Origin of the sequence: Klebsiella terrigena (genome assembly GCF_012029655.1) — a bacterium.
Classification (GTDB): domain Bacteria; phylum Pseudomonadota; class Gammaproteobacteria; order Enterobacterales; family Enterobacteriaceae; genus Klebsiella; species Klebsiella terrigena.
Map to the genome: position 1 here is coordinate 1,574,432 of NZ_CP050508.1, position 21,344 is coordinate 1,595,775.

Genomic DNA, 21,344 nt, shown 5'->3' on the forward strand with positions numbered 1-21,344 from the left:
TGACCATGACCTTAAAAGAATTATTGGTGGGGTTCGGCACCCAGGTCCGCAGTATCTGTATGATCGGGATGCACGCCTTCGCCAAACGTGAAACCCAGATGTATCCGGAAGAGCCGGTATATCTGCCGCCGCGCTATCGTGGCCGCATCGTGCTGACGCGCGATCCGGACGGCGAAGAGCGCTGCGTTGCCTGTAACCTGTGTGCGGTAGCGTGTCCGGTAGGCTGTATCTCTTTGCAAAAAGCAGAGACCAAAGACGGCCGCTGGTACCCGGAGTTTTTCCGCATCAACTTCTCACGCTGCATTTTCTGCGGTCTGTGTGAAGAAGCGTGCCCAACCACGGCGATTCAGTTGACCCCGGACTTCGAACTGGGTGAATACAAGCGTCAGGATCTGGTGTACGAAAAAGAGGATCTGCTGATTTCCGGTCCGGGTAAATACCCGGAATATAACTTCTACCGGATGGCGGGTATGGCAATCGACGGCAAAGATAAGGGCGAAGCAGAGAACGAAGCTAAGCCTATCGACGTCAAGAGCCTGTTACCGTAAGGAGAGGGCAATGGAATTCGCTTTTTATATCTGTGGCCTTGTCGCCATCCTCGCAACCCTGCGGGTGATCACCCACACCAATCCGGTGCACGCGCTGCTGTACCTGATTATTTCGCTGTTAGCGATTGCTGGCGTGTTCTTCTCGCTGGGCGCGTACTTCGCCGGGGCGCTGGAGATCATCGTTTACGCCGGTGCCATCATGGTGCTGTTCGTCTTCGTGGTGATGATGCTTAACCTTGGCGGCAGCGAAATTGAGCAGGAACGTAAGTGGCTGCAGCCGGGGATCTGGATCGGCCCGGCCATCCTCTCCGCGGTGCTGCTGGTGGTTATCGTTTATGCCATCCTCGGTCTTAACGATCAGGGCATTGAAGGCACCGCGATAAGCGCGAAAGAAGTTGGTATTGCGCTGTTTGGCCCGTACGTACTGGCGGTGGAGCTGGCCTCCATGCTGCTGCTGGCCGGTCTGGTTGTTGCCTTCCATATCGGCCGCGAAGAGCGCGTCGGTGAAGTGCTGAGCAACCGCCAGAACGATAGCGACAAAAGAAAAACGGAGGAGCACGCATGATCCCCTTAACACATGGACTGATCCTCGCCGCGATCCTGTTTGTTCTCGGTCTGACGGGTCTGGTGATTCGCCGCAATCTGCTGTTTATGCTGATTAGCCTGGAGATCATGATCAACGCCGCGGCGTTGGCCTTCGTGGTTGCCGGAAGCTACTGGGGTCAGGCCGATGGTCAGATAATGTATATTCTCGCGATCAGCCTTGCGGCTGCGGAAGCGAGTATCGGTCTGGCGCTGCTGCTGCAGCTCCATCGTCGCCGCCAGAACCTGAACATCGATTCAGTAAGTGAGTTGCGTGGATGAACATGCTTTCCTTAACCATTCTTTTGCCATTGATTGGCTTTGTGCTGCTGGCCTTTTCCCGCGGGCGCTGGTCGGAAAACCTCTCCGCCACCGTGGGAATGGGGTCGGTAGGCCTGGCCGCGCTGGTTACGGCCTTCGTTGGGATGGACTTCTTTGCTAACGGCAGGCAGGCGATCAGCGTTCCGCTGTGGACGTGGATGTCGGTGGGCGATTTCAACATCGGCTTTAACCTGGTGCTGGACGGTCTCTCCCTGACCATGCTCTCTGTAGTTACCGGCGTCGGTTTCCTGATCCACATGTTCGCCTCCTGGTACATGCGCGGGGAAGAGGGCTACTCCCGCTTCTTCGCCTACACTAACCTGTTTATCGCCAGCATGGTGGTTCTGGTGCTCGCCGATAACCTGCTGCTGATGTACCTCGGCTGGGAAGGCGTGGGCCTGTGCTCCTATCTGCTGATCGGTTTCTACTATACCGATCCGAAGAACGGCGCTGCGGCGATGAAAGCGTTTGTGGTGACCCGCGTCGGCGACGTGTTCCTCGCCTTTGCGCTGTTCATTCTCTACAACGAGCTGGGAACCCTGAACTTCCGCGAAATGGTCGAGCTGGCGCCTCAGCACTTCGAAGCCGGCAACAACATGCTGACGTGGGCGACCCTGATGCTGCTTGGCGGCGCGGTGGGTAAATCTGCACAGCTGCCGCTGCAGACCTGGCTTGCGGACGCGATGGCGGGCCCGACCCCGGTCTCCGCGCTGATCCACGCAGCAACCATGGTTACCGCGGGCGTGTATCTGATTGCGCGTACGCACGGCCTGTTCCTGATGACGCCGGAAATTCTGCATCTGGTGGGTATCGTCGGTGCGGTGACGCTGGTGCTGGCAGGTTTTGCTGCGCTGGTACAAACCGACATCAAGCGCGTGCTGGCCTACTCGACGATGAGTCAGATTGGCTACATGTTCCTGGCGCTGGGCGTTCAGGCATGGGACGCGGCGATTTTCCATCTGATGACCCACGCGTTCTTCAAAGCGCTGCTGTTCCTCTCCTCTGGTTCGGTGATCCTTGCCTGCCATCACGAGCAGAACATCTTCAAAATGGGCGGCCTGCGTAAATCGATTCCTCTGGTGTACGTCTGCTTCCTGGTGGGGGGCGCGGCGCTGTCCGCACTGCCGCTCATCACCGCAGGCTTCTTCAGTAAGGATGAGATCCTTGCCGGCGCGATGGCTAACGGTCATCTCAATCTGATGGTTGCCGGCCTGGTCGGCGCGTTTATGACCTCGCTGTATACCTTCCGCATGATCTTCATCGTGTTCCACGGCAAAGAGCAGATTCACGCTCACGCAGGCAAAGGGATTACCCATCACCTGCCGCTGATTATTCTGCTGGTTCTCTCCACCTTCGTTGGCGCCATGATTGTGCCACCGCTGCAGGGCGTACTGCCGCAGACTACCGAGCTTGAGCACGGCCGCGTAATGACGCTGGAAATCGTCTCCGGGATTGTGGCTATTGCCGGTATCCTCATCGCCGCATGGCTGTGGCTGGGTAAACGCACGCTGGTGACCTCCATCGCCAACAGCGCACCTGGCCGCCTGCTCGGCACCTGGTGGTACAACGCCTGGGGCTTCGACTGGCTGTACGACAAGGTGTTCGTGAAACCGTTCCTCGGCGTGGCGTGGCTGCTGAAAAGCGATCCGCTGAACTCGATGATGAACATTCCGGCTATCCTCTCCCGCTTTGCAGGTAAAGGCCTGCTGTTAAGCGAGAACGGCTATTTACGCTGGTATGTCGCGTCAATGAGCATCGGTGCGGTTGTCGTGCTGGCGCTGCTGATGGTACTGCGTTGAGTTTGTTGGCTGGGTGAGCGATTGCCGGATGGCGCTGCGCTTATCTGGCCGACAAACCCTAAAAGAATTTTAGAATTCGTTGAAAATCTGTTCCTGAGGTACAGGCGTCATCGGCGAAGTCAGACCGGAGACCGCCAGCGCAGAGCAACCGCAGCGTACGAAAGTGCGCGAGGAGTGCGAGCACTGCCGGAATTCGGGCTGACGAGCGAGATAGCCTGAGCAGGAGTAAATATAAGGGACATACTCAGCTATGTTATTACCCTGGTTAATACTAATCCCCTTTATCGGCGGGTTCCTGTGCTGGCAGACCGAACGCTTTGGCGTGAAGATGCCGCGCTGGATTGCGCTGATTACCATGGGACTGACGCTGGTTCTCTCACTGCAGCTGTGGCTGCAGGGCGGCTATTCTCTGACACAGGCTGCGGGTATTCCCCAATGGCAGTCCGAATTTGTCATGCCGTGGATCCCTCGCTTCGGTATTAGCATTCATCTGGCTATCGACGGTCTGTCGCTGCTGATGGTGGTGCTGACCGGCCTGCTCGGCGTACTGGCCGTACTCTGTTCATGGCGCGAGATCGAAAAGTATCAGGGCTTCTTCCACCTCAACCTGATGTGGATCCTGGGCGGCGTTATCGGCGTGTTCCTTGCCATCGACATGTTCCTGTTCTTCTTCTTCTGGGAGATGATGCTGGTGCCGATGTACTTCCTGATCGCGCTGTGGGGCCACAAGGCTTCCGACGGTAAAACGCGTATCACGGCGGCCACCAAGTTCTTCATCTATACCCAGGCGAGCGGGCTGGTGATGCTGATTGCCATCCTGGCGCTGGCGTTCGTGCACTTCAACGCCACCGGCGTGTGGACCTTCAACTATGAAGATCTGCTGAAGACGCCGATGTCCCACGGCGTGGAATACGTGCTGATGCTGGGCTTCTTCATCGCCTTCGCGGTGAAAATGCCGGTGGTACCGCTGCACGGCTGGCTGCCGGACGCGCACTCCCAGGCGCCGACCGCCGGTTCCGTTGACCTCGCGGGGATCCTGCTGAAAACCGCGGCCTACGGTCTGCTGCGTTTTGCGCTGCCGCTGTTCCCGAACGCCTCTGCCGAATTTGCGCCCATCGCTATGTGGCTGGGCATCATCGGTATTTTCTACGGCGCGTGGATGGCCTTCTGCCAGTACGATATCAAACGCCTGATTGCCTACACCTCGGTTTCTCATATGGGCTTCGTGCTGATTGCCATCTATACCGGCAGCCAGCTGGCCTATCAGGGTGCGGTGATTCAGATGATTGCGCACGGCCTCTCCGCTGCCGGTCTGTTTATCCTTTGCGGCCAGCTCTACGAGCGCCTGCACACGCGTGATATGCGTCAGATGGGCGGCCTGTGGAGCAAAATTAAGTGGCTGCCGGCGCTGTCGATGTTCTTCGCCGTGGCGACCCTCGGGATGCCGGGTACCGGTAACTTTGTCGGTGAGTTCATGATCCTGTTCGGCAGCTATAAAGTGGTGCCGCTGATTACCGTGATCTCCACCTTTGGTCTGGTGTTCGCTTCCGTCTACTCGCTGGCGATGCTGCATCGTGCCTACTTCGGTAAAGCGAAGAGCGAGATTGCGGCGAAAGAGCTGCCGGGAATGTCGCTGCGCGAGCTGTCGATTGTTCTGCTGCTGGTGGTTCTGCTGGTGCTGCTGGGCTTCTTCCCGCAGCCGATTCTGGACACCTCACATGCTGCGATGAGCAACATTCAGCAGTGGTTTGTTAATTCTGTTTCTACTACAAGGCCGTAATTCGCCATGACAATAACTCCACAACAACTGATCGCACTGCTACCGCTGCTGATCGTCGGCTTGACGGTGGTGGTTGTGATGCTCTCCATTGCGTGGCGACGCAATCATTTCCTTAATGCCACGCTGTCGGTTCTCGGGCTTAACGCCGCGCTGATATCGCTTTGGTTTGTCGGTCAGAACGGCGCGATGGACGTCACGCCGATGATCCGCGTTGACGGCTACGCCATGCTCTACACCGGACTGGTGCTGCTGGCGAGCCTGGCGACCTGTACTTTTGCCTATCCGTGGCTTGAGGGTTACAAGGACAACAAAGAAGAGTTCTACCTGCTGGTGCTCATCGCCGCGCTGGGTGGCATTCTGCTGGCGGGTGCAAACCATCTGGCGGCGCTGTTCCTCGGTATCGAATTGATTTCGCTGCCGCTGTTCGGCCTCATCGGCTACGCTTTCCGCCAGAAACGGTCTCTGGAAGCCAGTATCAAATACACCATCCTCTCCGCCGCAGCCTCTTCTTTCCTGCTGTTCGGTATGGCGCTGGTGTACGCGAACTCCGGCAATCTCTCCTTCCTGGCCCTCGGTAAGAGCCTGGCGGATAACACCCTGCACGAGCCGCTGCTGCTGGCGGGTCTGGGTCTGATGATTGTGGGGCTGGGCTTTAAGCTGTCGCTGGTGCCGTTCCACCTGTGGACGCCGGACGTTTATCAGGGCGCGCCGGCGCCGGTATCAACCTTCCTGGCCACCGCCAGCAAGATTGCTATCTTCGGCGTGGTGATGCGTCTGTTCCTGTACATGCCGGTAGGCAACAGCGAAGCAGTGCGCATCGTGCTGGGTCTGATAGCCTTTGCGTCCATCATCTTCGGTAACCTGATGGCGCTAAGCCAGACCAACATCAAGCGTCTGCTCGGCTACTCTTCGATCTCGCATCTCGGCTATCTGCTGGTGGCGCTGATCGCCCTGCAGAGCGGCGAAATGTCGATGGAAGCCGTCGGCGTCTATCTGGCCGGCTACCTGTTCAGCAGCCTCGGCGCCTTCGGCGTGGTGAGCCTGATGTCCAGCCCGTACCGCGGCCCGGATGCCGACTCGCTGTACTCCTATCGCGGCCTGTTCTGGCACCGTCCGATTCTGTCTGCGGTGATGACGGTGATGATGCTGTCGCTGGCCGGTATTCCGATGACGCTGGGCTTCATCGGTAAGTTCTACGTGCTGGCGGTCGGCGTGCACGCGCACCTGTGGTGGCTGGTTGGCGCCGTGGTGGTGGGTTCGGCGATTGGTCTTTACTACTACCTGCGCGTCGCGGTGAGTCTCTATCTGAGCGCGCCGGAGAAACTGAACCGCGATGCACCGTCTAACTGGCAGTACAGCGCCGGCGGTATCGTGGTACTGATCTCGGCTCTGCTGGTACTGGTACTCGGCGTCTGGCCGCAGCCGCTGATTAGCATCGTACAGCTGGCAACGCCGCTGATGTAAAGCGGCTACGGCTGCAAAAAAACCGCCGGTCTACGATCGGCGGTTTTTTTATGCGCGTCGTTAAGCCGGGCTAGCCCGTTTAGCGGATGGGATAGACCATAAAATCCTCCGCCAGCAGGGTCTGCGGGAAGATCTCCCGGCACTCCGCCAGCAGGCGCTGACAGCCCTGCAGGTCGTAGCGCGAGCTGAAGTGGGTGGCGATAAAGGTGCCGACCCCGGCATCGCGCGCCAGCGCCGCCGCCTGCTGGCTGGCGGAGTGTCCGCGAGCGTTCGCCTTCTCGGCCATCGCCTGTTCGAGGGTGGTTTCATGAATCATGACGTCCACGCCCTGCGCCAGCTCAAGCGCCGCCGCACAGGGCGCCGTATCGCCAAAGATGGCCAGCTTTTTCCCCGGCGTCGTCGGGCCAAGATAGCGGCGGCCGTCAACGATGCGCCCGTCGGCAAGCTCGACGCTCAGCCCCTGTTTGAGCTGCTGAAACAGCGGCCCGGAGGGAACGCCGTCGGCGATAAGGCGGGCCGCGTCCAGGGTGCCGGGCTTGTCGTGCTCTTCAATGCGGTAGCCGTAGCACTCCACCGGATGGTTTAGCGGCCAGGCCGTGACTCGATATCCGGCGTCGTCCAGGATAAGGCCGGGGCCAATTTCGACAATATCCAGCGGATAATCGGTCCACGAGCCGCTGAGGCGCAGCGCCACTTCGACAAACTCCCGCAGCCCTTTTGGCCCGTAGAGGGTCAGCGGCAGCGAGTTGCCCTGCATCGAGCGGCTGCACAGCAGGCCGGGGAGGCCAAACAGATGGTCGCCGTGAAGATGGGTAATAAAAATTTTATTCAGCTTGCCGGGGTGCAGGGCGGTATGCAGAAACTGATGCTGGGTGCCTTCTCCGCAGTCGAACAGCCAGACCTCTGCCGCCGTTGGCTGTTGCAAATTCAGCACGATAGACGTCATATTACGCGTACGGGTCGGCACGCCAGCGGATGTCCCCAAAAAAGTTAATTCCATCGTCCTGTGTCCTTAGGGCGTGAGTCAAAAACAGAGTATACCCGTCATCCTTCAGGTTGCGCGCGCTGGTTGAGCCTGTTGCCTTCAGCCGCTCGCCTGCCGCCGGAATGATGCAGGGCCCACTTCAATAAAGGAATAATAGATGATGATATGGCAGGATCTCCACCATAGCGAGCTGACCGTCCCGCAGCTCTATGCGCTGCTAAAGCTGCGCTGTGAAGTCTTTGTCGTCGAGCAAAACTGCCCCTATCAGGACGTTGACGGCGACGATCTGATCGGTGAAAACCGTCATCTTCTCGGCTGGCGCGGCGATGAGCTGGTAGCCTATGCGCGGATCCTGAAAAGCGCAGAGGATTTCGAACCGGTGGTTATTGGCCGGGTTATCGTCAGCCCGACGGTGCGAGGGGAGAAGCTCGGCTATCAGCTGATGGAGAAGGCGCTCGCCAGCTGCACCCGCCTGTGGCCGCAGAAGGCTATCTATCTCGGCGCTCAGGCGCATCTACAGTCCTTCTACGCCAGCTTCGGCTTCCAGGCGGTGACCGACGTTTACGACGAAGACGGGATCGCCCATATCGGCATGGCCCGCGAGGCCGCTGCGGACCCGCTCCTGCCCAGGTAGCTGCCGACTATCACGACTTCCTGAAATGACGGACGGGCAGGCAGCTAAAAGCCGCTCCCTCATCGTGGGTACTGCTATTTCTTGCCTGGACCCCGTATAATGTGGGGTTTTTATCCTCTGGAGGTTTGCGTGCTGTCTGTTTCCGCTGCGCTGGAAAGCTTACGCGGCTGTCTGAACGATGAGTTTCCCGCATCGTCCGGCACGCGAATTTTCGATGTTTCGTTTCCTCTCCACGACGCGTTTGATCCCCTGCTGTGGTGCGGGCATCAGCCTCAGTGGCCGCAGTTTTACTGGCAGCAGCGCAGCGGCGACGAAGAGCTTGCCGCGCTCGGTGCGGTGAAAACGTTCTCTTCGCTGGCCGAAGCGCAGCGTTTTTTACAGCATCAGCAGCATCAGGACCTGCGTATTTGCGGCCTGAATGCGTTCAGTCCGCAGGTCGGGGCGCTGGTGCTGCCGCGGCTGGAGTGGCGTCGGGTGGGGGGCACGGCGTCGCTGCGGCTGGTGCTGTGCAGCGACGCTTCGCTGCGCGAAGATGCTCATGCGGCGCGTGAGTTTCTGCACTCCTTGACGGCGGAGCAGGCGCGGCCCGCGGCGATACCTGAGCTACTCAGCGAACGGCACGTCCCGGAATATCCGCGCTGGCGTGAGCTTATCCTGCAGGCTACCCGGGCCATTGCGGCCGCAGAGATGGAAAAGGTCGTCCTGGCACGCGCCACGGACCTGCGCTTTGCCGCGCCCTTAGATGCCTGGTCGATTATGGCCGCCAGCCGCCGCAGCAACTTTAACTGCTTCCATTTCCTGATGGCCTTTAACCCGCAGCAGGCGTTTTTCGGCTCAACGCCGGAGCGGCTGTGGCGTCGGCGCGGCACGCTGTTGCGCACCGAGGCGCTGGCGGGGACCGTCGCCGGCCATGCTGACGATCGCCAGGCGCAGGCGCTGGCCGACTGGCTAATGCACGACGATAAAAACCAGCGGGAAAACATGCTGGTGGTGGAGGATATTTGCCAGCGTATGCAGGATGAAGTGCAGATGCTGGAGGTGCTGCCGCCGCAGGTGGTACGCCTGCGTAACGTACAGCATCTGCGGCGCTGCATCTGGACGGCGCTAAACGCACCCGACGATACCCGCTGCCTGCACCAGCTGCAGCCTACGGCGGCGGTCGCCGGGCTACCCAGGCGGGCGGCGCTGGACTTTATCACTCAGAATGAACCCTTTATCCGCGAATGGTACGCCGGTTCCGCCGGCTATCTGTCGCTGGCACAAAGCGAATTCTGCGTAGCGCTACGCTCGGCGAAGGTGGAGAACGACACCCTCAGGCTTTACGCCGGCGCCGGGATTGTCAGCGGTTCCGATCCTGAGCAAGAGTGGCAGGAAATTGAAAATAAAGCGGCGGGGCTGAGTTCGTTGCTGCTGAGAAAAATGTAGATAAACGACGCATATCAATACTCCATCACTTTGTATTACCTATACTTAGCCTCAATATTTGATATCGGACAATTTCATGTCAGTAAGCGCATTTAACCGACGCTGGGCGGCGGTGATCCTTGAAGCATTAACCCGCCACGGCGTGCAGCATATTTGCATTGCGCCGGGGTCGCGCTCGACGCCCTTAACGCTGGCAGCCGCGGAAAACCGCGCATTGATTCCCCATACTCATTTTGACGAACGCGGGCTTGGCCACCTGGCGCTGGGGCTGGCTAAGGCCAGCCGGCAGCCGGTGGCGGTCATCGTCACCTCCGGTACCGCCACGGCCAATCTCTATCCGGCGCTGATTGAAGCCGGACTGACCGGCGAAAAGCTGATTCTGCTTACCGCCGACCGGCCGCCGGAGCTTATCGACTGCGGCGCCAATCAAGCTATCCGTCAGCCGGGCATGTTCGCATCGCACCCGTCCGAAACCCTCTCTTTGCCGCGTCCTTCGCAGGATATTCCCGCGCGCTGGCTGGTCTCAACCATCGACCAGGCGCTGGGTGCGCTGCATTCTGGCGGCGTGCATATTAACTGTCCGTTTGCCGAGCCGCTGTATGGCGATATGGACGATACTGGCGTGAGCTGGCAGCAGCAGCTCGGGGAGTGGTGGCAGAGCGATACGCCCTGGCTGCGTCAGTCGCTGCATCTCGGTAGCGAAAAGCAGCGCGACTGGTTTTTCTGGCGACAAAAGCGCGGCGTGGTGATTGCCGGGCGCATGAGCGCCGCCGAAGGAGTACAGGCCGCCGCGTGGGCGAAAATGCTCGGCTGGCCGCTGATTGGCGACGTGCTTTCGCAAACCGGGCAGCCGCTGCCCTGCGCCGATTTATGGCTGGGTAACGGTAAAGCGGTCAGCGAGCTGGAGCAGGCGCAAATCGTTGTCCAGCTGGGCAGCAGCCTGACCGGAAAACGTCTTCTGCAGTGGCAGGCGACCTGCGAGCCCGAGGAGTACTGGCTGGTCGATAATTTACCCGGCCGTTTAGATCCGGCCCAGCACCGTGGCCGCCGTCTGGTCTGCCCGGTGGGGGAGTGGCTTGAGCTGCATCCGGCGGAAAAACGTCAGCCCTGGGCGACGACGCTGCCGGTTCTTGCCGAGCAGGCCTGGCAGGCGACGGTCGAATGCAGCGAGCGTTTTGGCGAGGCCCAGCTCGCCCACCGCATTCATCGCTATCTGCCGGATCAGGGACAGCTGTTCGTCGGCAATAGCCTGGTGGTTCGCTTAATTGACGCGCTCTCGCAGCTGCCGGCGGGATATCCGGTCTACAGCAACCGGGGCGCCAGCGGCATTGACGGCCTGCTGGCAACCGCCGCCGGCGTGCAGCGGGCCAGCGCCCGCCCTCTGCTGGCGATCGTTGGCGATCTTTCTGCGCTCTACGATCTGAATTCGCTGGCGCTGCTGCGCCATGCCTCGGCGCCGCTGGTGCTGATTATTGTCAACAACAACGGCGGGCAGATCTTCTCTCTGCTGCCGACGCCGCAGGAAGAAAGGCGCCAGTTTTATTTAATGCCGCAGGATGTCAGCTTCGGGCATGCCGCGGCGATGTTCGATCTCGGCTACCACCGCCCGGGCAGCTGGGACGAGCTGGAGACGGCGCTGTCCGGCGCGTGGCGGACGCCTGGCGCGACCGTGATTGAGCTGGCGGTGAACGAAACCGACGGCACCCATACTTTGCAGCAGCTGCTGGCGCAGGTGAGTCGTCTATGAGTTTGCACGCCGAGTGCGAGCGCGGCCAGGCCCATCAACCCTGGCTGATTTTTTTACACGGTTTTTCGGGCGACAGTCGCGAATGGCAGCCGGTCGGGGAGGCGTTTAGCTCCCGTTCGCGGCTCTATATCGACCTGCCAGGCCACGGCGGTTCCCGCGATATTCAGGTCGGTGATTTTGCCGATGTCTGCCGGCTGCTGCAGGAGACGCTGGATAGTTACAGCATCCTTAACTACTGGCTGATTGGCTACTCCCTCGGCGGCCGCATCGCGATGGCCTTTGCCAGCCAGCCGCGCGACGGTTTGTGCGGGCTGGTCGTGGAGGGCGGTCATCCGGGACTTGTTGACGATAGCGAGCGCCTGCAGCGTCGGCGCAGCGATGCGGCCTGGGCCGAACGCTTTCGTCACGAACCGCTGCCCCAGGTCTTTGCAGACTGGTACCAGCAGCCGGTTTTCGCCTCACTGGATGCGCAGCAGCGGGCGGACTTAATCGCGCTACGCAGCCGCAACCATGGCGCCAATCTGGCCGCCATGCTGGAGGCGACGTCGCTGGCGGTCCAGCCCGATCTGCGCCCGGCGCTGCGTGCCTGCCGCATTCCTTTTCACTATCTTTGCGGCGCGCGCGATGACAAATTCCGCGCGATAGCCAGCGATCTCGCCGCGACGATACACGTTATTCATCATGCCGGGCACAACGCGCATCGGGAAAATCCCGCCGCGGTAACTGCCTGCCTGGCGCAGTTTTTAGCAAGTTAACTAAAGGACATTCTATGATCTCTCTTGATGAAGCCATGCTCTACGCCCCCGTTGAATGGCACGATTGTTCCGAAGGCTATACCGATATTCGTTACCAAAAATCGACGGACGGTATTGCTAAAATCACCATTAACCGCCCACAGGTGCGTAATGCATTCCGTCCGCTGACCGTAAAAGAGATGATTCAGGCGCTGGCGGATGCCCGCTATGACGACAATATTGGCGTCATTATCCTGACCGGCGAAGGGGACCTGGCGTTCTGCGCCGGCGGTGACCAGAAGGTGCGCGGCGACTACGGCGGCTATCAGGACGATTCCGGCGTGCATCACCTGAACGTGCTCGATTTCCAGCGTCAGATCCGCACCTGTCCGAAACCGATCGTCGCGATGGTCGCCGGCTACTCCATCGGCGGCGGCCACGTGCTGCATATGATGTGCGATCTGACAATCGCGGCAGAAAACGCCATCTTTGGTCAGACGGGGCCGAAAGTTGGCTCCTTCGACGGCGGCTGGGGCGCAGCCTATATGGCCCGCATCGTTGGCCAGAAAAAAGCGCGCGAAATTTGGTTCCTGTGCCGCCAGTACGACGCGCAGCAGGCGCTGGATATGGGGCTGGTCAACACAGTCGTCCCGCTGGCCGATCTGGAAAAAGAGACCGTTCGCTGGTGTCGTGAAATGCTGCAAAACAGCCCAATGGCTCTGCGCTGCCTGAAGGCGGCACTGAATGCCGACTGCGATGGTCAGGCGGGTCTGCAGGAGCTGGCGGGTAATGCCACCATGCTGTTCTACATGACCGAAGAGGGTCAGGAAGGGCGCAACGCATTTAATCAGAAGCGTCAGCCGGACTTCAGCAAATTTAAACGGAATCCGTAATGCGCCGGGCGCAGGTTTACCGCTGGCAGATACCGATGGACGCGGGCGTGGTTCTGCGCGAACGGCGGTTAAAAACCCGTGACGGGCTGTTCGTCCATCTCCAGGAGGGCGAGCGCGAAGGCTGGGGAGAGGTTTCTCCTCTGCCGGGATTTAGCGAAGAAACCCTGGAAGAGGCGCAGGCTGCGCTGCTGGCGTGGGCGACGGCCTGGCGTCAGGGGCAGGATCTTCCTTTTCCTCCGCAGCCCTGTGCGGCGTTCGGGGTCAGCTGTGCGCTGGCCGAGCTGAATGAGCAGCTGCCGCAGGCGGCAGATTATCGCGCCGCGCCGCTGTGCACCGGCGATCCGGACGAGCTGTTTGCCAGGCTCGCAGCGATGCCGGGCGAGAAGGTCGCTAAGGTCAAAGTGGGCCTGTATGAGGCCGTACGTGACGGCATGGTTGTGAATCTGCTGCTGGAGGCTATCCCCGAGCTGCGGCTGCGTCTGGACGCTAACCGTGCCTGGACGCCGCTGAAAGCGCAGCAGTTCGCAAAATACGTGGATCCGCAGTATCGCGATCGCATTGCTTTCCTCGAGGAACCGTGCAAAACCCGGGCTGATTCCCGCGCTTTTGCGCAAGAAACCGGCATTACCATTGCCTGGGATGAGAGCCTGCGTGAAGCCGATTTTTGCCTGCAGGCCGAGGCGGGAGTTGGGGCGGTGGTGATTAAGCCAACCCTTACCGGTAGCCTGCAAAAAGTACAGGAGCAGGTTGCCGCCGCCCACGCTCTGGGGCTGACGGCGGTCATCAGCTCCTCGATTGAGTCGAGCCTTGGGCTGACACAGCTGGCGCGTATTGCGGCCTGGCTGACGCCGCAGACCATTCCGGGCCTCGATACGCTGGCGCTGATGCAGTCCCAGCTGGTGCGCCCGTGGCCTGAAAGCACGCTGCCGTGCCTGTCAACGGATGCGCTGGAGCCGCTGCTGTGATCTTTCGCGACTGGCCGTGGCACCACTGGCGTCAGCGGCGGGGCGAGGCGTTTGCTCTGCGGCTGAACGACGATAGCCTGACCTGGCAGCAGCTGTGCGACCGGGTTGACGCGCTGACGGCAGGGTTTGTCGCTCAGGGCGTAGGTGAGGGCGATGGCGTTATTCTGCGGGCCCACAACCAGCCGGCGGCGCTGCTGGCCTGGCTGGCGCTGCTGCAGTGCGGTGCCAGGGTGCTGCCGCTTAATCCGCAGCTGCCATCGGCAATGCTGGCGCAGCTGCTGCCGTCTCTCGATGTGCACCATCTGCTGGCGCTTAGCGGCGAGGATAATGACGCCCTCGGCTATTCGCCGCTGACTATGCGCGCCGATGCCGGAGAACGCAGCCTGGCCTGGAGCGAAGATCGTCTGGCGTCGATGACGCTGACCTCAGGATCTACCGGGCTGCCGAAGGCCGCAGTGCATACTTTCCGCGCTCATCTTGCCAGCGCGCAAGGGGTGCTGGCGATGATCCCGCTGGCCGCCGACGACGACTGGCTGCTTTCCCTGCCGCTGTTTCACGTCTCGGGACAGGGAATTCTCTGGCGCTGGCTGCTGGCCGGATCGCGTCTGACGGTGCGGGAAAAGCGGCCGTTAGAACAGGCTCTGCAGGGCTGCAGCCACGCCTCGCTGGTGCCAACGCAGCTGTGGCGGCTGCTCAACGGCGATGCGCAGGTATCGCTGAAGGCCGTTCTTCTGGGCGGGGCGGCGATCCCCGTCGAACTGACCGAGCAGGCCCGGGAGAAAGGTATTCGCAGCTGGTGCGGATATGGCCTGACCGAATTTGCCTCGACGGTGTGTGCCAAAGAGGCCGACGGTGAGGCGGATGTTGGACAGCCGTTGCCCCAGCGGGAGCTGAAAATTGTCGACGGCGAGGTTTGGCTGCGCGGGGCCAGCATGGCGGCGGGCTACTGGCGCGACGGCGGGCTGGTGCCGCTGGTTAACGAGCAGGGCTGGTTTGCCACGCGCGATCGCGGCGAGCTGCGTAACGGCAGGCTGACCATCCTTGGGCGTCTGGATAATCTCTTTTTCAGCGGCGGTGAGGGGATCCAGCCGGAAGAGGTTGAACGGGTGATTATGGCTCATCCGCAGGTTCGCCAGGCGTTCATCGTGCCGTTGGACGATGCCGAGTTTGGCCAGCGTCCGGTGGCGGTGGTCGAAGGCGATGAACGGTGCGACATGGCCGCTTTAGCGGCCTGGGTCGAGAATAAGCTAGCGCGCTTTCAGCAGCCGGTACGTTGGCTGGCGCTGCCCGAGGCGCTGAAAACCGGCGGCATAAAGATTTCGCGTCGGGCGTTACGCGAGTGGGTCAACGCGCATCGGGACGATTGCGCTTAGAGCGGCGGATAGCTATCGCTAGTGAACCTTTGAATCATCTTTTGATGAAGAGATTGAATACGTTTTTATGATTATAGCGATGCCGCTAATACTCATCAGGGCGAACGTTAATCGGCAAAGTTCGCGGTAGCGCATTGCTCGGGCTAAGTCATCCTCAGCCCGGCGGTGCGGAATCCGCTATCTGACCGCGGGTTAAAAATCAGAGCAGCCCCTTCAGCGCCAGGGTCTTGCGCGTGGCGACGTTCAGATCGTAGCGCGGCAAATCCTCGACGCTGACCCACGCATAATCCTGAAACTCTTCGTTAATGGTGACTTCACGGTTGGCGCTGACGCAATCGAAAATCAGGTAGATCATGTAGATCTCCTCCTGCCGGCCGTCGCTATAGGTTTTGACCCGCACGTCGTCGCTGAAGGTCCAGGGCGTAATGCTCGTCAGCTGCAGGGCTTCACCCAGCTCTTCACGAATTTCACGCCTCAGGGCGTCCTCAATTCGCTCGCCAGGCTCCACGCCGCCGCCGGAAAGCGCCCACTGGCCGGGAAAAACGCCGCGATCGTCGGCCATCCTGCAGAGCAGATAGTGTCCATCATGTTGAATCAGCGGGCAGACAATAGTCCTTTGGCGCATGGTATCTCCTTTGAATGAACGGTTAGCAAAGCTTCTGGCTGCCAGTTTGCGAGCCGCCTCGGTAAACCGCAAGCGAAAACGCGCACCCGGCGTTGGCGGTGGTAGGGTGGGTTGAAATGACGGACAGGAGGTCAGCATGAGCCGGGCGACAGCGCACTTCCCGCATGATGCCGTGTTTAAGAGCCTGCTGTCGGACCGGGCGACGGCGGCGGATTTTTTACTGATTCATCTGCCGGAAAACTTACGCGAGCTGTGCGACCTGCAGACCCTGCATCTGGAATCCGGCAGCTTTATTGACGACGATTTACGCGCAAGCCACTCGGATATTCTCTATTCCGTGCAGACCCGGACTGGCGAAGGGTATATCTATCTGCTGATTGAGCATCAAAGCTCTGCGGATCGGCATATGGCCTTTCGTTTAATGCGCTACGCCGTGGCGGCGATGCAGCGTCATCTCGATAAAGGCCAGCAGCAGCTTCCGCTGGTGATCCCGCTGCTTTTCTATCACGGTAAGGCGAGCCCCTGGCCGCACTCGATGCGCTGGCTGGACGGCTTCTCACAGCCAGAGATAGCCGAAAAGCTCTATAGCCAGCCCTTCCCGCTGGTGGATGTGACGACTATCCCGGATAGCGAGCTGCTGCAGCATCGACGCGTGGCCATGCTGGAGCTGCTGCAAAAACACATTCGACAGCGGGATCTGATGGAGCTTCAGGCACAGGTGGTCAGCTTATTAGCGCTGGGATACACTAGCGAAAGACAGCTGCAGACGCTGTTGCACTATATACTCCAGGCGGGGAGTACCGCCGATCCCGTGGCATTTCTGCGTCAGCTGGCGCAAAGCGTGCCGCTACAGCCGCATAAGGAGGCGCTCATGAATATTGCTCAGTTCCTGGAAGACCGCGGTCGTCAGGAAGGGATGCAGCAGGGAAGGCAGCAAGGGCTTGAGGCAGGAATAGAAAAAGGCCGACAGGAAGGTGAACAAAAGGCCGCCGAGCGTATTGCGCTGGCGATGATCGACTGCGGACTTGAATTGCCTCTGGTCGCCGAGCTGACCGGCCTGTCCCTGCAGCGCCTGGCGCAGCTTAAGCACTAGCGCATAATTCTCACAACGCGGCGGCCGAACGGCTGCCGCTTTTTTTACGCCGATTTTTTTTGCCGATACCCGGCGCGGACGCCCGACGATGCGCCACCACGGTGCGCAAAACGCCTCTTTTTACCAGATATCTTCCCCTCGCCAGCGCTGATGGCGGCGCAGCGACCGGGCAAATCCTGCGTTCCGGTAGCAACTGCTTACAATCCCAACAATAAAGGTCATTTTAGGACATTGATTCCTCAGCATTCGGCAGTACAATTCTGCGGTTTTTGGGACTTCTTTGATTCTTGATTTCTGGATAGAGTAAAAAATGAAAAAATGCATATTAATCGGCTTTGCCGGCCTGGCGTTGGTCTCTACGGCGGCAAACGCTATCAGCGTCACCGGGCAGGCCGGTGAGCACTACACCAACCTTGGCGTGGGTTTTGGTACCGAATCAAGCGGACTGGCGGTAACCGGCAACTGGATGCACAGCGACAACGACGGCGACGCGGCAGGTTTAGGGCTGGGTTTAAACATTCCTCTGGGGCCATTCCTGGCAACGGTGGGTGGCAAAGGCGTATATACCAATCCGAAAAGCGGTGACGAAGGGTATGCGGCAGCGGTCGGCGGCGGCCTGCAGTGGAAAATTGGCGACAGCTTCCGCCTGTTCGGCGAATACTACTATTCACCGGACTCTCTCTCCAGCGGCATCCAGAGCTATCAGGAAGCTAACGCCGGCGCGAGCTGGACGGTTATGCGTCCTCTGAGCATTGAAGCCGGCTATCGCTATCTGAACCTGGCTGGTAAAGACGGTAACAAAGATAATACCATTGCCGATGGCCCGTACGTCGGCGTCAGCGCCAGCTTCTGATCCCCGGGCGCGGTATCATGCCGCGCCGATTTCCTGTCTACCCAGCCCGCACCTTTGCGTTATAGTATTTCCACTTATCAGGCTGGAGTTCACAATGTTAAACGTGGAAATGCTGTCCACCGGCGACGAAGTGCTGCATGGGCAAATCGTCGATACCAATGCCGCGTGGCTGGCGGATTTCTTTTTTAATCAGGGATTGCCTTTAACGCGTCGCAACACCGTCGGTGACGATCTTGATTCTCTGATCGCTATTTTACGCGAGCGCAGTGAGCATGCGGACGTGCTGATCGTCAACGGCGGCCTGGGCCCGACCAGCGACGATCTCAGCGCGCTGGCCGCGGCAACCGCTAAAGGCGAGTCGTTAATTCTGCACGCCGGATGGCTGGAGACGATGACGCGTTTCTTTGCCGAGCGCGGACGACCGATGGCGGAAAGCAACCGCAAGCAGGCGGAAATCCCCGCCAGCGCGGAGATGATCAACAACCCGGTGGGCACCGCCTGCGGTTTTGCCGTTCAGCTCAACCGCTGTCTGATGTTTTTTACCCCCGGCGTGCCGTCGGAATTTAAGGTGATGGTTGAGCAGGAGATTTTACCCCGCCTGCGCGAACGCTTCCCGCTGTCTGAGCCGCCGCTGTGCCTGCGACTGACCACCTTTGGTCGTTCAGAAAGCGACCTGGCGCAAAGCCTCAATCCGCTGCCGCTGCCGCCTGGCGTGGTAATGGGCTACCGTTCTTCGATGCCGATTATTGAGCTGAAACTCACCGGTCCTGCTGAACAGCGCGACGCGATGCTGGCGCTATGGCCAGAAGTGCAAAAAGTTGCCGGCGAGAACCTGATTTTTGAAGGCACCGAAGGGCTGCCTGCGCAGATTGCGCGCCGCCTGCAGGAGCGGCAGCTGAGCCTGACCCTCAGCGAGCAGTTTACCAGCGGCCTGCTGTCGCTCCAGCTCTCCCGCGCCAGCGCTCCGCTGCTGGCGAGCGAAGTGGTCCCCGCGCAGGAGGAGACGCTGGCACAGTCGGCCCGCTGGACGTCAGAGCGGCGGGTGAAGCATTTTGCCGGACTTGCGCTGGCGGTCTGCGGCCAGGAAGCCGATTACCTGAACTTCGTGCTCTCCACCCCGGAAGGCACCCACGCGCTGCGGGTTAAGCTCAGCGTCACCCGTTACAGCCTGCAGGTCCGCCAGGAGGTTTGCGCGATGATGGCCCTGAATATGCTGCGCCGCTGGCTGAATGGCCAGCCGGTAGCCGGCGATCACGGCTGGATTAACGTGGTCGAAACGCTGTCGATCTAAGTCGCCAATCGCGCCGGGAACCACTCCCGGTGCGTTTTCAGTCCAGCCCGCTGTACCTATTTTTAAATATTCTGTGCGCTATCCCCCATTTATACGCTGCGAAATGTCCACCCTGCTGGAATAACGCCGTGATTTGAGGCCGCTCACAATTTTCCCCCCTGACAATCGCAACACTGATTCCAGTATTCAGGATTGGAGTCCAGTATGTTGGAATCAAGCAAGGTCCCGGCGCTGACCCGCGCCATCGATATTCTCAATCTCATCGCCCGCATTGGCCCCTGCGGCGCGGCGACGATTATTGACGAACTCGGTATTCCGAAAAGCACCACCTATCTGCTGCTGGGCGAGCTGAGAAAGCAGCGTTTCCTCAGTATGGATAATCAGGATAACTACTGCCTGTGGACCAAGCTGGTGGAGCTGGCCGGGCACGCCGTAAGCAAAATGGATCTCCGCGAGCTGGCGCGGCCGCGGCTGACTCAGCTCATGGACGAATGCGGGCTGCTTTGCCATCTGGGGATCATCGATCAGGGTAATGCCTACTACATTCTGAAAGTCGAATCTCCGGCGACGATCAGCGTCCGCTCGCACGAGGGGAAAAGCCTCTCGCTCTACCGCTCCGGCATTGGCAAATGCCTGCTGGCCTGGCAGCCCGCGCATATACAGCACGCCATCATCGGCGAACTGCGGTGGGAGCGCTCTACGCCGACCACCATCACCACCGCCCAGCGGCTTCACGAGGAGCTGGAGCTCATTCGCGCCAGAGGCTGGAGCTTTGATAACGGCGAGGATTACCTCGACGTCCGCTGCGTCGCCGCGCCGGTCTTTAACGCCAATAACGATCTCACCGCCGCGATCTCGGTGGTGGGGACGCGTTTGCAAATCAATGAAGATAATCGTGATTACCTTGCCGGTAAGGCGATTGCCTGTGCCAAAGATATTTCCCGTTTGCTGGGGTGGAAAAGCCCCTTCGAGCGACGAGCTTCATAACAAGGAGAACATCATGACCCTACCGAAAATTAAACACATCCGCGCGTGGTTTATCGGCGGCGCGACCGCGGAAAAGGGCGCCGGCGGCGGCGACTACCACGATCAGGGCGCAAACCACTGGATTGACGATCATATCGCGACTCCGATGAGCAAATATGCCGAGTATGAACAGTCCCGCCAGTCGTTCGGCATTAACGTGCTGGGCACGCTGATTGTTGAAGTGGAGGCCGATAGCGGCCAGACCGGCTTCGCGGTAACCACGGCGGGAGAGATGGGCTGCTTTATTGTCGAAAAGCACCTCAGCCGCTTCGTTGAAGGAAAATGCGTCAGCGATATTAAGCTGATTCACGATCGGATGCTCAATGCCACCTTGTTCTACTCTGGCTCCGGCGGTCTGGTGCTGAATACAATTTCTTGTATCGACCTGGCGCTGTGGGATCTGTTCGGCAAAGTGGTTGGCCTGCCGGTTTACAAGCTGCTGGGCGGTGCGGTTCGCGATGAGATTCAGTTCTATGCCACCGGTGCGCGGCCGGATCTGGCGCAGGAAATGGGTTTTATCGGTGGCAAAATGCCGACGCACTGGGGGCCGCACGACGGCGACGCCGGGATCCGCAAAGACGCCGCCATGGTTGCGGAATATCGCGAGAAATGCGGCGCGGATTTCTGGCTGATGCTGGATTGCTGGATGAGCCAGGATGTGAATTACGCCATTAAGCTGGCTCACGCCTGCGCGCCATATAACCTCAAGTGGATTGAAGAGTGCTTACCGCCGCAGCAGTACGAAGGCTATCGCGAACTCAAGCGCAGTGCCCCTGCCGGGATGATGGTCACCAGCGGCGAGCACCACGGCACGCTGCAATCTTTCCGTACGCTGTCGGAAACCGGCATCGATATTATGCAACCCGACGTCGGCTGGTGCGGCGGGTTAACCACCCTGGTCGAGATCGCGGCGATCGCCAAGGCGCGCGGTCAGCTGGTGGTGCCGCACGGCTCGTCGGTCTATTCGCACCATGCGGTGATTACCTTCACCAACACCCCGTTTAGCGAGTTCCTGATGACCAGCCCGGACTGCGCCACGCTGCGTCCTCAGTTTGACCCGATCCTGCTGGGCGAGCCGGTACCGCAGAACGGGCGGATCCATAAATCCGTGCTCGATAAACCGGGCTTTGGCGTTGAGCTGAATCGCGACTGTCATCTTAAGCGCCCCTATAGCCACTGATCTCGTCGTGCCGCGCAGCGTCGCTG

The 21,344-nt window shown here is 59.9% G+C and carries 20 protein-coding genes; 18 read left to right on the forward strand and 2 right to left on the reverse strand.

Features of this window, described 5'->3' with window-relative positions; all coding sequences use genetic code 11:
- Window positions 1–5 precede the first annotated feature (5 nt).
- From nuoI to nuoN, 6 genes are all read left to right on the forward strand, one after another.
- Window positions 6–548 (forward strand): NADH-quinone oxidoreductase subunit NuoI, encoded by a 543-nt coding sequence (nuoI, locus tag HCK03_RS07525; RefSeq protein ID WP_015365590.1) that lies wholly within the window; start codon window positions 6–8, stop codon window positions 546–548.
- Between the two features lie 10 nt (window positions 549–558).
- Window positions 559–1,113 (forward strand): NADH-quinone oxidoreductase subunit J, encoded by a 555-nt coding sequence (nuoJ, locus tag HCK03_RS07530; protein WP_041146558.1) that lies wholly within the window; start codon window positions 559–561, stop codon window positions 1,111–1,113.
- Window positions 1,110–1,412, forward strand: coding sequence for an NADH-quinone oxidoreductase subunit NuoK (gene nuoK / locus HCK03_RS07535; protein ID WP_002913148.1), 303 nt, complete (start codon window positions 1,110–1,112; stop codon window positions 1,410–1,412). Before nuoJ ends, nuoK begins: the two co-directional genes overlap by 4 nt.
- The gene (nuoL, locus tag HCK03_RS07540) at window positions 1,409–3,250 is read left to right on the forward strand and encodes an NADH-quinone oxidoreductase subunit L (protein ID WP_041146557.1); all 1,842 of its coding nucleotides are present in this window, start codon (window positions 1,409–1,411) and stop codon (window positions 3,248–3,250) included. The genes nuoK and nuoL overlap by 4 nt, the downstream gene beginning before the upstream one ends.
- A gap of 250 nt (window positions 3,251–3,500) precedes the next feature.
- Window positions 3,501–5,030: an NADH-quinone oxidoreductase subunit M gene (gene nuoM / locus HCK03_RS07545; RefSeq protein ID WP_143966667.1), complete on the forward strand. Its 1,530-nt coding sequence runs from the start codon at window positions 3,501–3,503 to the stop codon at window positions 5,028–5,030.
- 6 nt (window positions 5,031–5,036) lie between these two features.
- Window positions 5,037–6,494, forward strand: a complete 1,458-nt coding sequence (gene nuoN, locus HCK03_RS07550) for an NADH-quinone oxidoreductase subunit NuoN (RefSeq protein WP_041146555.1) — start codon at window positions 5,037–5,039, stop codon at window positions 6,492–6,494.
- A 79-nt stretch (window positions 6,495–6,573) separates the two neighbouring features.
- Here the strand turns inward: nuoN and rnz are convergent, their stop codons facing one another.
- Window positions 6,574–7,494, reverse strand: a complete 921-nt coding sequence (gene rnz / locus HCK03_RS07555; protein WP_167691348.1) for a ribonuclease Z — start codon at window positions 7,492–7,494, stop codon at window positions 6,574–6,576.
- A gap of 142 nt (window positions 7,495–7,636) precedes the next feature.
- On the opposite strand from rnz, the gene HCK03_RS07560 reads away from it, so the two are divergent.
- The 7 genes from HCK03_RS07560 (at window position 7,637) to menE (ending at window position 15,250) form a co-directional block, all read left to right on the forward strand.
- Window positions 7,637–8,113: a GNAT family N-acetyltransferase gene (locus HCK03_RS07560; protein WP_115192184.1), complete on the forward strand. Its 477-nt coding sequence runs from the start codon at window positions 7,637–7,639 to the stop codon at window positions 8,111–8,113.
- Between the two features lie 129 nt (window positions 8,114–8,242).
- A complete protein-coding gene (menF, locus tag HCK03_RS07565) occupies window positions 8,243–9,538 on the forward strand; it encodes an isochorismate synthase MenF (RefSeq protein ID WP_167691349.1) in 1,296 nt (431 codons plus the stop codon).
- A 76-nt stretch (window positions 9,539–9,614) separates the two neighbouring features.
- A complete protein-coding gene (gene menD, locus HCK03_RS07570; RefSeq protein WP_041146551.1) occupies window positions 9,615–11,285 on the forward strand; it encodes a 2-succinyl-5-enolpyruvyl-6-hydroxy-3-cyclohexene-1-carboxylic-acid synthase in 1,671 nt (556 codons plus the stop codon).
- Window positions 11,282–12,040, forward strand: a complete 759-nt coding sequence (gene menH / locus HCK03_RS07575) for a 2-succinyl-6-hydroxy-2,4-cyclohexadiene-1-carboxylate synthase (RefSeq protein ID WP_115192187.1) — start codon at window positions 11,282–11,284, stop codon at window positions 12,038–12,040. The genes menD and menH overlap by 4 nt, the downstream gene beginning before the upstream one ends.
- A 14-nt stretch (window positions 12,041–12,054) precedes the next feature.
- Complete coding sequence (menB, locus tag HCK03_RS07580) at window positions 12,055–12,912, forward strand: 1,4-dihydroxy-2-naphthoyl-CoA synthase (protein ID WP_041146549.1); 858 nt, start codon at window positions 12,055–12,057, stop codon at window positions 12,910–12,912.
- On the forward strand, window positions 12,912–13,877 hold the full coding sequence (gene menC / locus HCK03_RS07585) for an o-succinylbenzoate synthase (RefSeq protein WP_041146548.1): 966 nt from the start codon (window positions 12,912–12,914) through the stop codon (window positions 13,875–13,877). The genes menB and menC overlap by 1 nt, the downstream gene beginning before the upstream one ends.
- The gene (gene menE / locus HCK03_RS07590) at window positions 13,874–15,250 is read left to right on the forward strand and encodes an o-succinylbenzoate--CoA ligase (protein ID WP_167691350.1); all 1,377 of its coding nucleotides are present in this window, start codon (window positions 13,874–13,876) and stop codon (window positions 15,248–15,250) included. Before menC ends, menE begins: the two co-directional genes overlap by 4 nt.
- 199 nt (window positions 15,251–15,449) lie before the next feature.
- On the opposite strand, the gene nudI is transcribed toward menE, so the two are convergent.
- Window positions 15,450–15,875, reverse strand: a complete 426-nt coding sequence (gene nudI / locus HCK03_RS07595) for a nucleoside triphosphatase NudI (RefSeq protein WP_115192190.1) — start codon at window positions 15,873–15,875, stop codon at window positions 15,450–15,452.
- A gap of 136 nt (window positions 15,876–16,011) precedes the next feature.
- On the opposite strand from nudI, the gene HCK03_RS07600 reads away from it, so the two are divergent.
- The 5 genes from HCK03_RS07600 to rhmD all read left to right on the forward strand — a co-directional run bounded on the left by HCK03_RS07600 (window position 16,012) and on the right by rhmD (window position 21,318).
- Window positions 16,012–16,968, forward strand: a complete 957-nt coding sequence (locus tag HCK03_RS07600) for an Rpn family recombination-promoting nuclease/putative transposase (protein ID WP_123551760.1) — start codon at window positions 16,012–16,014, stop codon at window positions 16,966–16,968.
- A 310-nt stretch (window positions 16,969–17,278) separates the two neighbouring features.
- Window positions 17,279–17,821, forward strand: coding sequence for a YfaZ family outer membrane protein (locus HCK03_RS07605; RefSeq protein ID WP_041146544.1), 543 nt, complete (start codon window positions 17,279–17,281; stop codon window positions 17,819–17,821).
- A 94-nt stretch (window positions 17,822–17,915) separates the two neighbouring features.
- Complete coding sequence (locus HCK03_RS07610) at window positions 17,916–19,112, forward strand: nicotinamide mononucleotide deamidase-related protein YfaY (RefSeq protein ID WP_041146543.1); 1,197 nt, start codon at window positions 17,916–17,918, stop codon at window positions 19,110–19,112.
- 204 nt (window positions 19,113–19,316) lie between these two features.
- Window positions 19,317–20,099, forward strand: a complete 783-nt coding sequence (locus HCK03_RS07615) for an IclR family transcriptional regulator (protein WP_134527144.1) — start codon at window positions 19,317–19,319, stop codon at window positions 20,097–20,099.
- Between the two features lie 13 nt (window positions 20,100–20,112).
- Complete coding sequence (gene rhmD, locus HCK03_RS07620) at window positions 20,113–21,318, forward strand: L-rhamnonate dehydratase (protein ID WP_041146541.1); 1,206 nt, start codon at window positions 20,113–20,115, stop codon at window positions 21,316–21,318.
- Window positions 21,319–21,344: the final 26 nt, after the last annotated feature.

Coding starts and splice junctions, on each gene's coding strand:
- nuoL (WP_041146557.1), top strand. CDS start 1,409: ATGAACATGCTTTCCTTAACCATTCTTTTGCCATTGATTGGCTTTGTG.
- nudI (WP_115192190.1), bottom strand. CDS start 15,875: ATGCGCCAAAGGACTATTGTCTGCCCGCTGATTCAACATGATGGACAC.
- nuoK (WP_002913148.1), top strand. CDS start 1,110: ATGATCCCCTTAACACATGGACTGATCCTCGCCGCGATCCTGTTTGTT.
- rnz (WP_167691348.1), bottom strand. CDS start 7,494: ATGGAATTAACTTTTTTGGGGACATCCGCTGGCGTGCCGACCCGTACG.
- menB (WP_041146549.1), top strand. CDS start 12,055: ATGATCTCTCTTGATGAAGCCATGCTCTACGCCCCCGTTGAATGGCAC.
- rhmD (WP_041146541.1), top strand. CDS start 20,113: ATGACCCTACCGAAAATTAAACACATCCGCGCGTGGTTTATCGGCGGC.
- nuoN (WP_041146555.1), top strand. CDS start 5,037: ATGACAATAACTCCACAACAACTGATCGCACTGCTACCGCTGCTGATC.
- nuoJ (WP_041146558.1), top strand. CDS start 559: ATGGAATTCGCTTTTTATATCTGTGGCCTTGTCGCCATCCTCGCAACC.
- menH (WP_115192187.1), top strand. CDS start 11,282: ATGAGTTTGCACGCCGAGTGCGAGCGCGGCCAGGCCCATCAACCCTGG.
- nuoM (WP_143966667.1), top strand. CDS start 3,501: ATGTTATTACCCTGGTTAATACTAATCCCCTTTATCGGCGGGTTCCTG.
- HCK03_RS07615 (WP_134527144.1), top strand. CDS start 19,317: ATGTTGGAATCAAGCAAGGTCCCGGCGCTGACCCGCGCCATCGATATT.
- HCK03_RS07560 (WP_115192184.1), top strand. CDS start 7,637: ATGATGATATGGCAGGATCTCCACCATAGCGAGCTGACCGTCCCGCAG.
- menD (WP_041146551.1), top strand. CDS start 9,615: ATGTCAGTAAGCGCATTTAACCGACGCTGGGCGGCGGTGATCCTTGAA.
- HCK03_RS07600 (WP_123551760.1), top strand. CDS start 16,012: ATGAGCCGGGCGACAGCGCACTTCCCGCATGATGCCGTGTTTAAGAGC.
- HCK03_RS07605 (WP_041146544.1), top strand. CDS start 17,279: ATGAAAAAATGCATATTAATCGGCTTTGCCGGCCTGGCGTTGGTCTCT.
- nuoI (WP_015365590.1), top strand. CDS start 6: ATGACCTTAAAAGAATTATTGGTGGGGTTCGGCACCCAGGTCCGCAGT.
- HCK03_RS07610 (WP_041146543.1), top strand. CDS start 17,916: ATGTTAAACGTGGAAATGCTGTCCACCGGCGACGAAGTGCTGCATGGG.
- menC (WP_041146548.1), top strand. CDS start 12,912: ATGCGCCGGGCGCAGGTTTACCGCTGGCAGATACCGATGGACGCGGGC.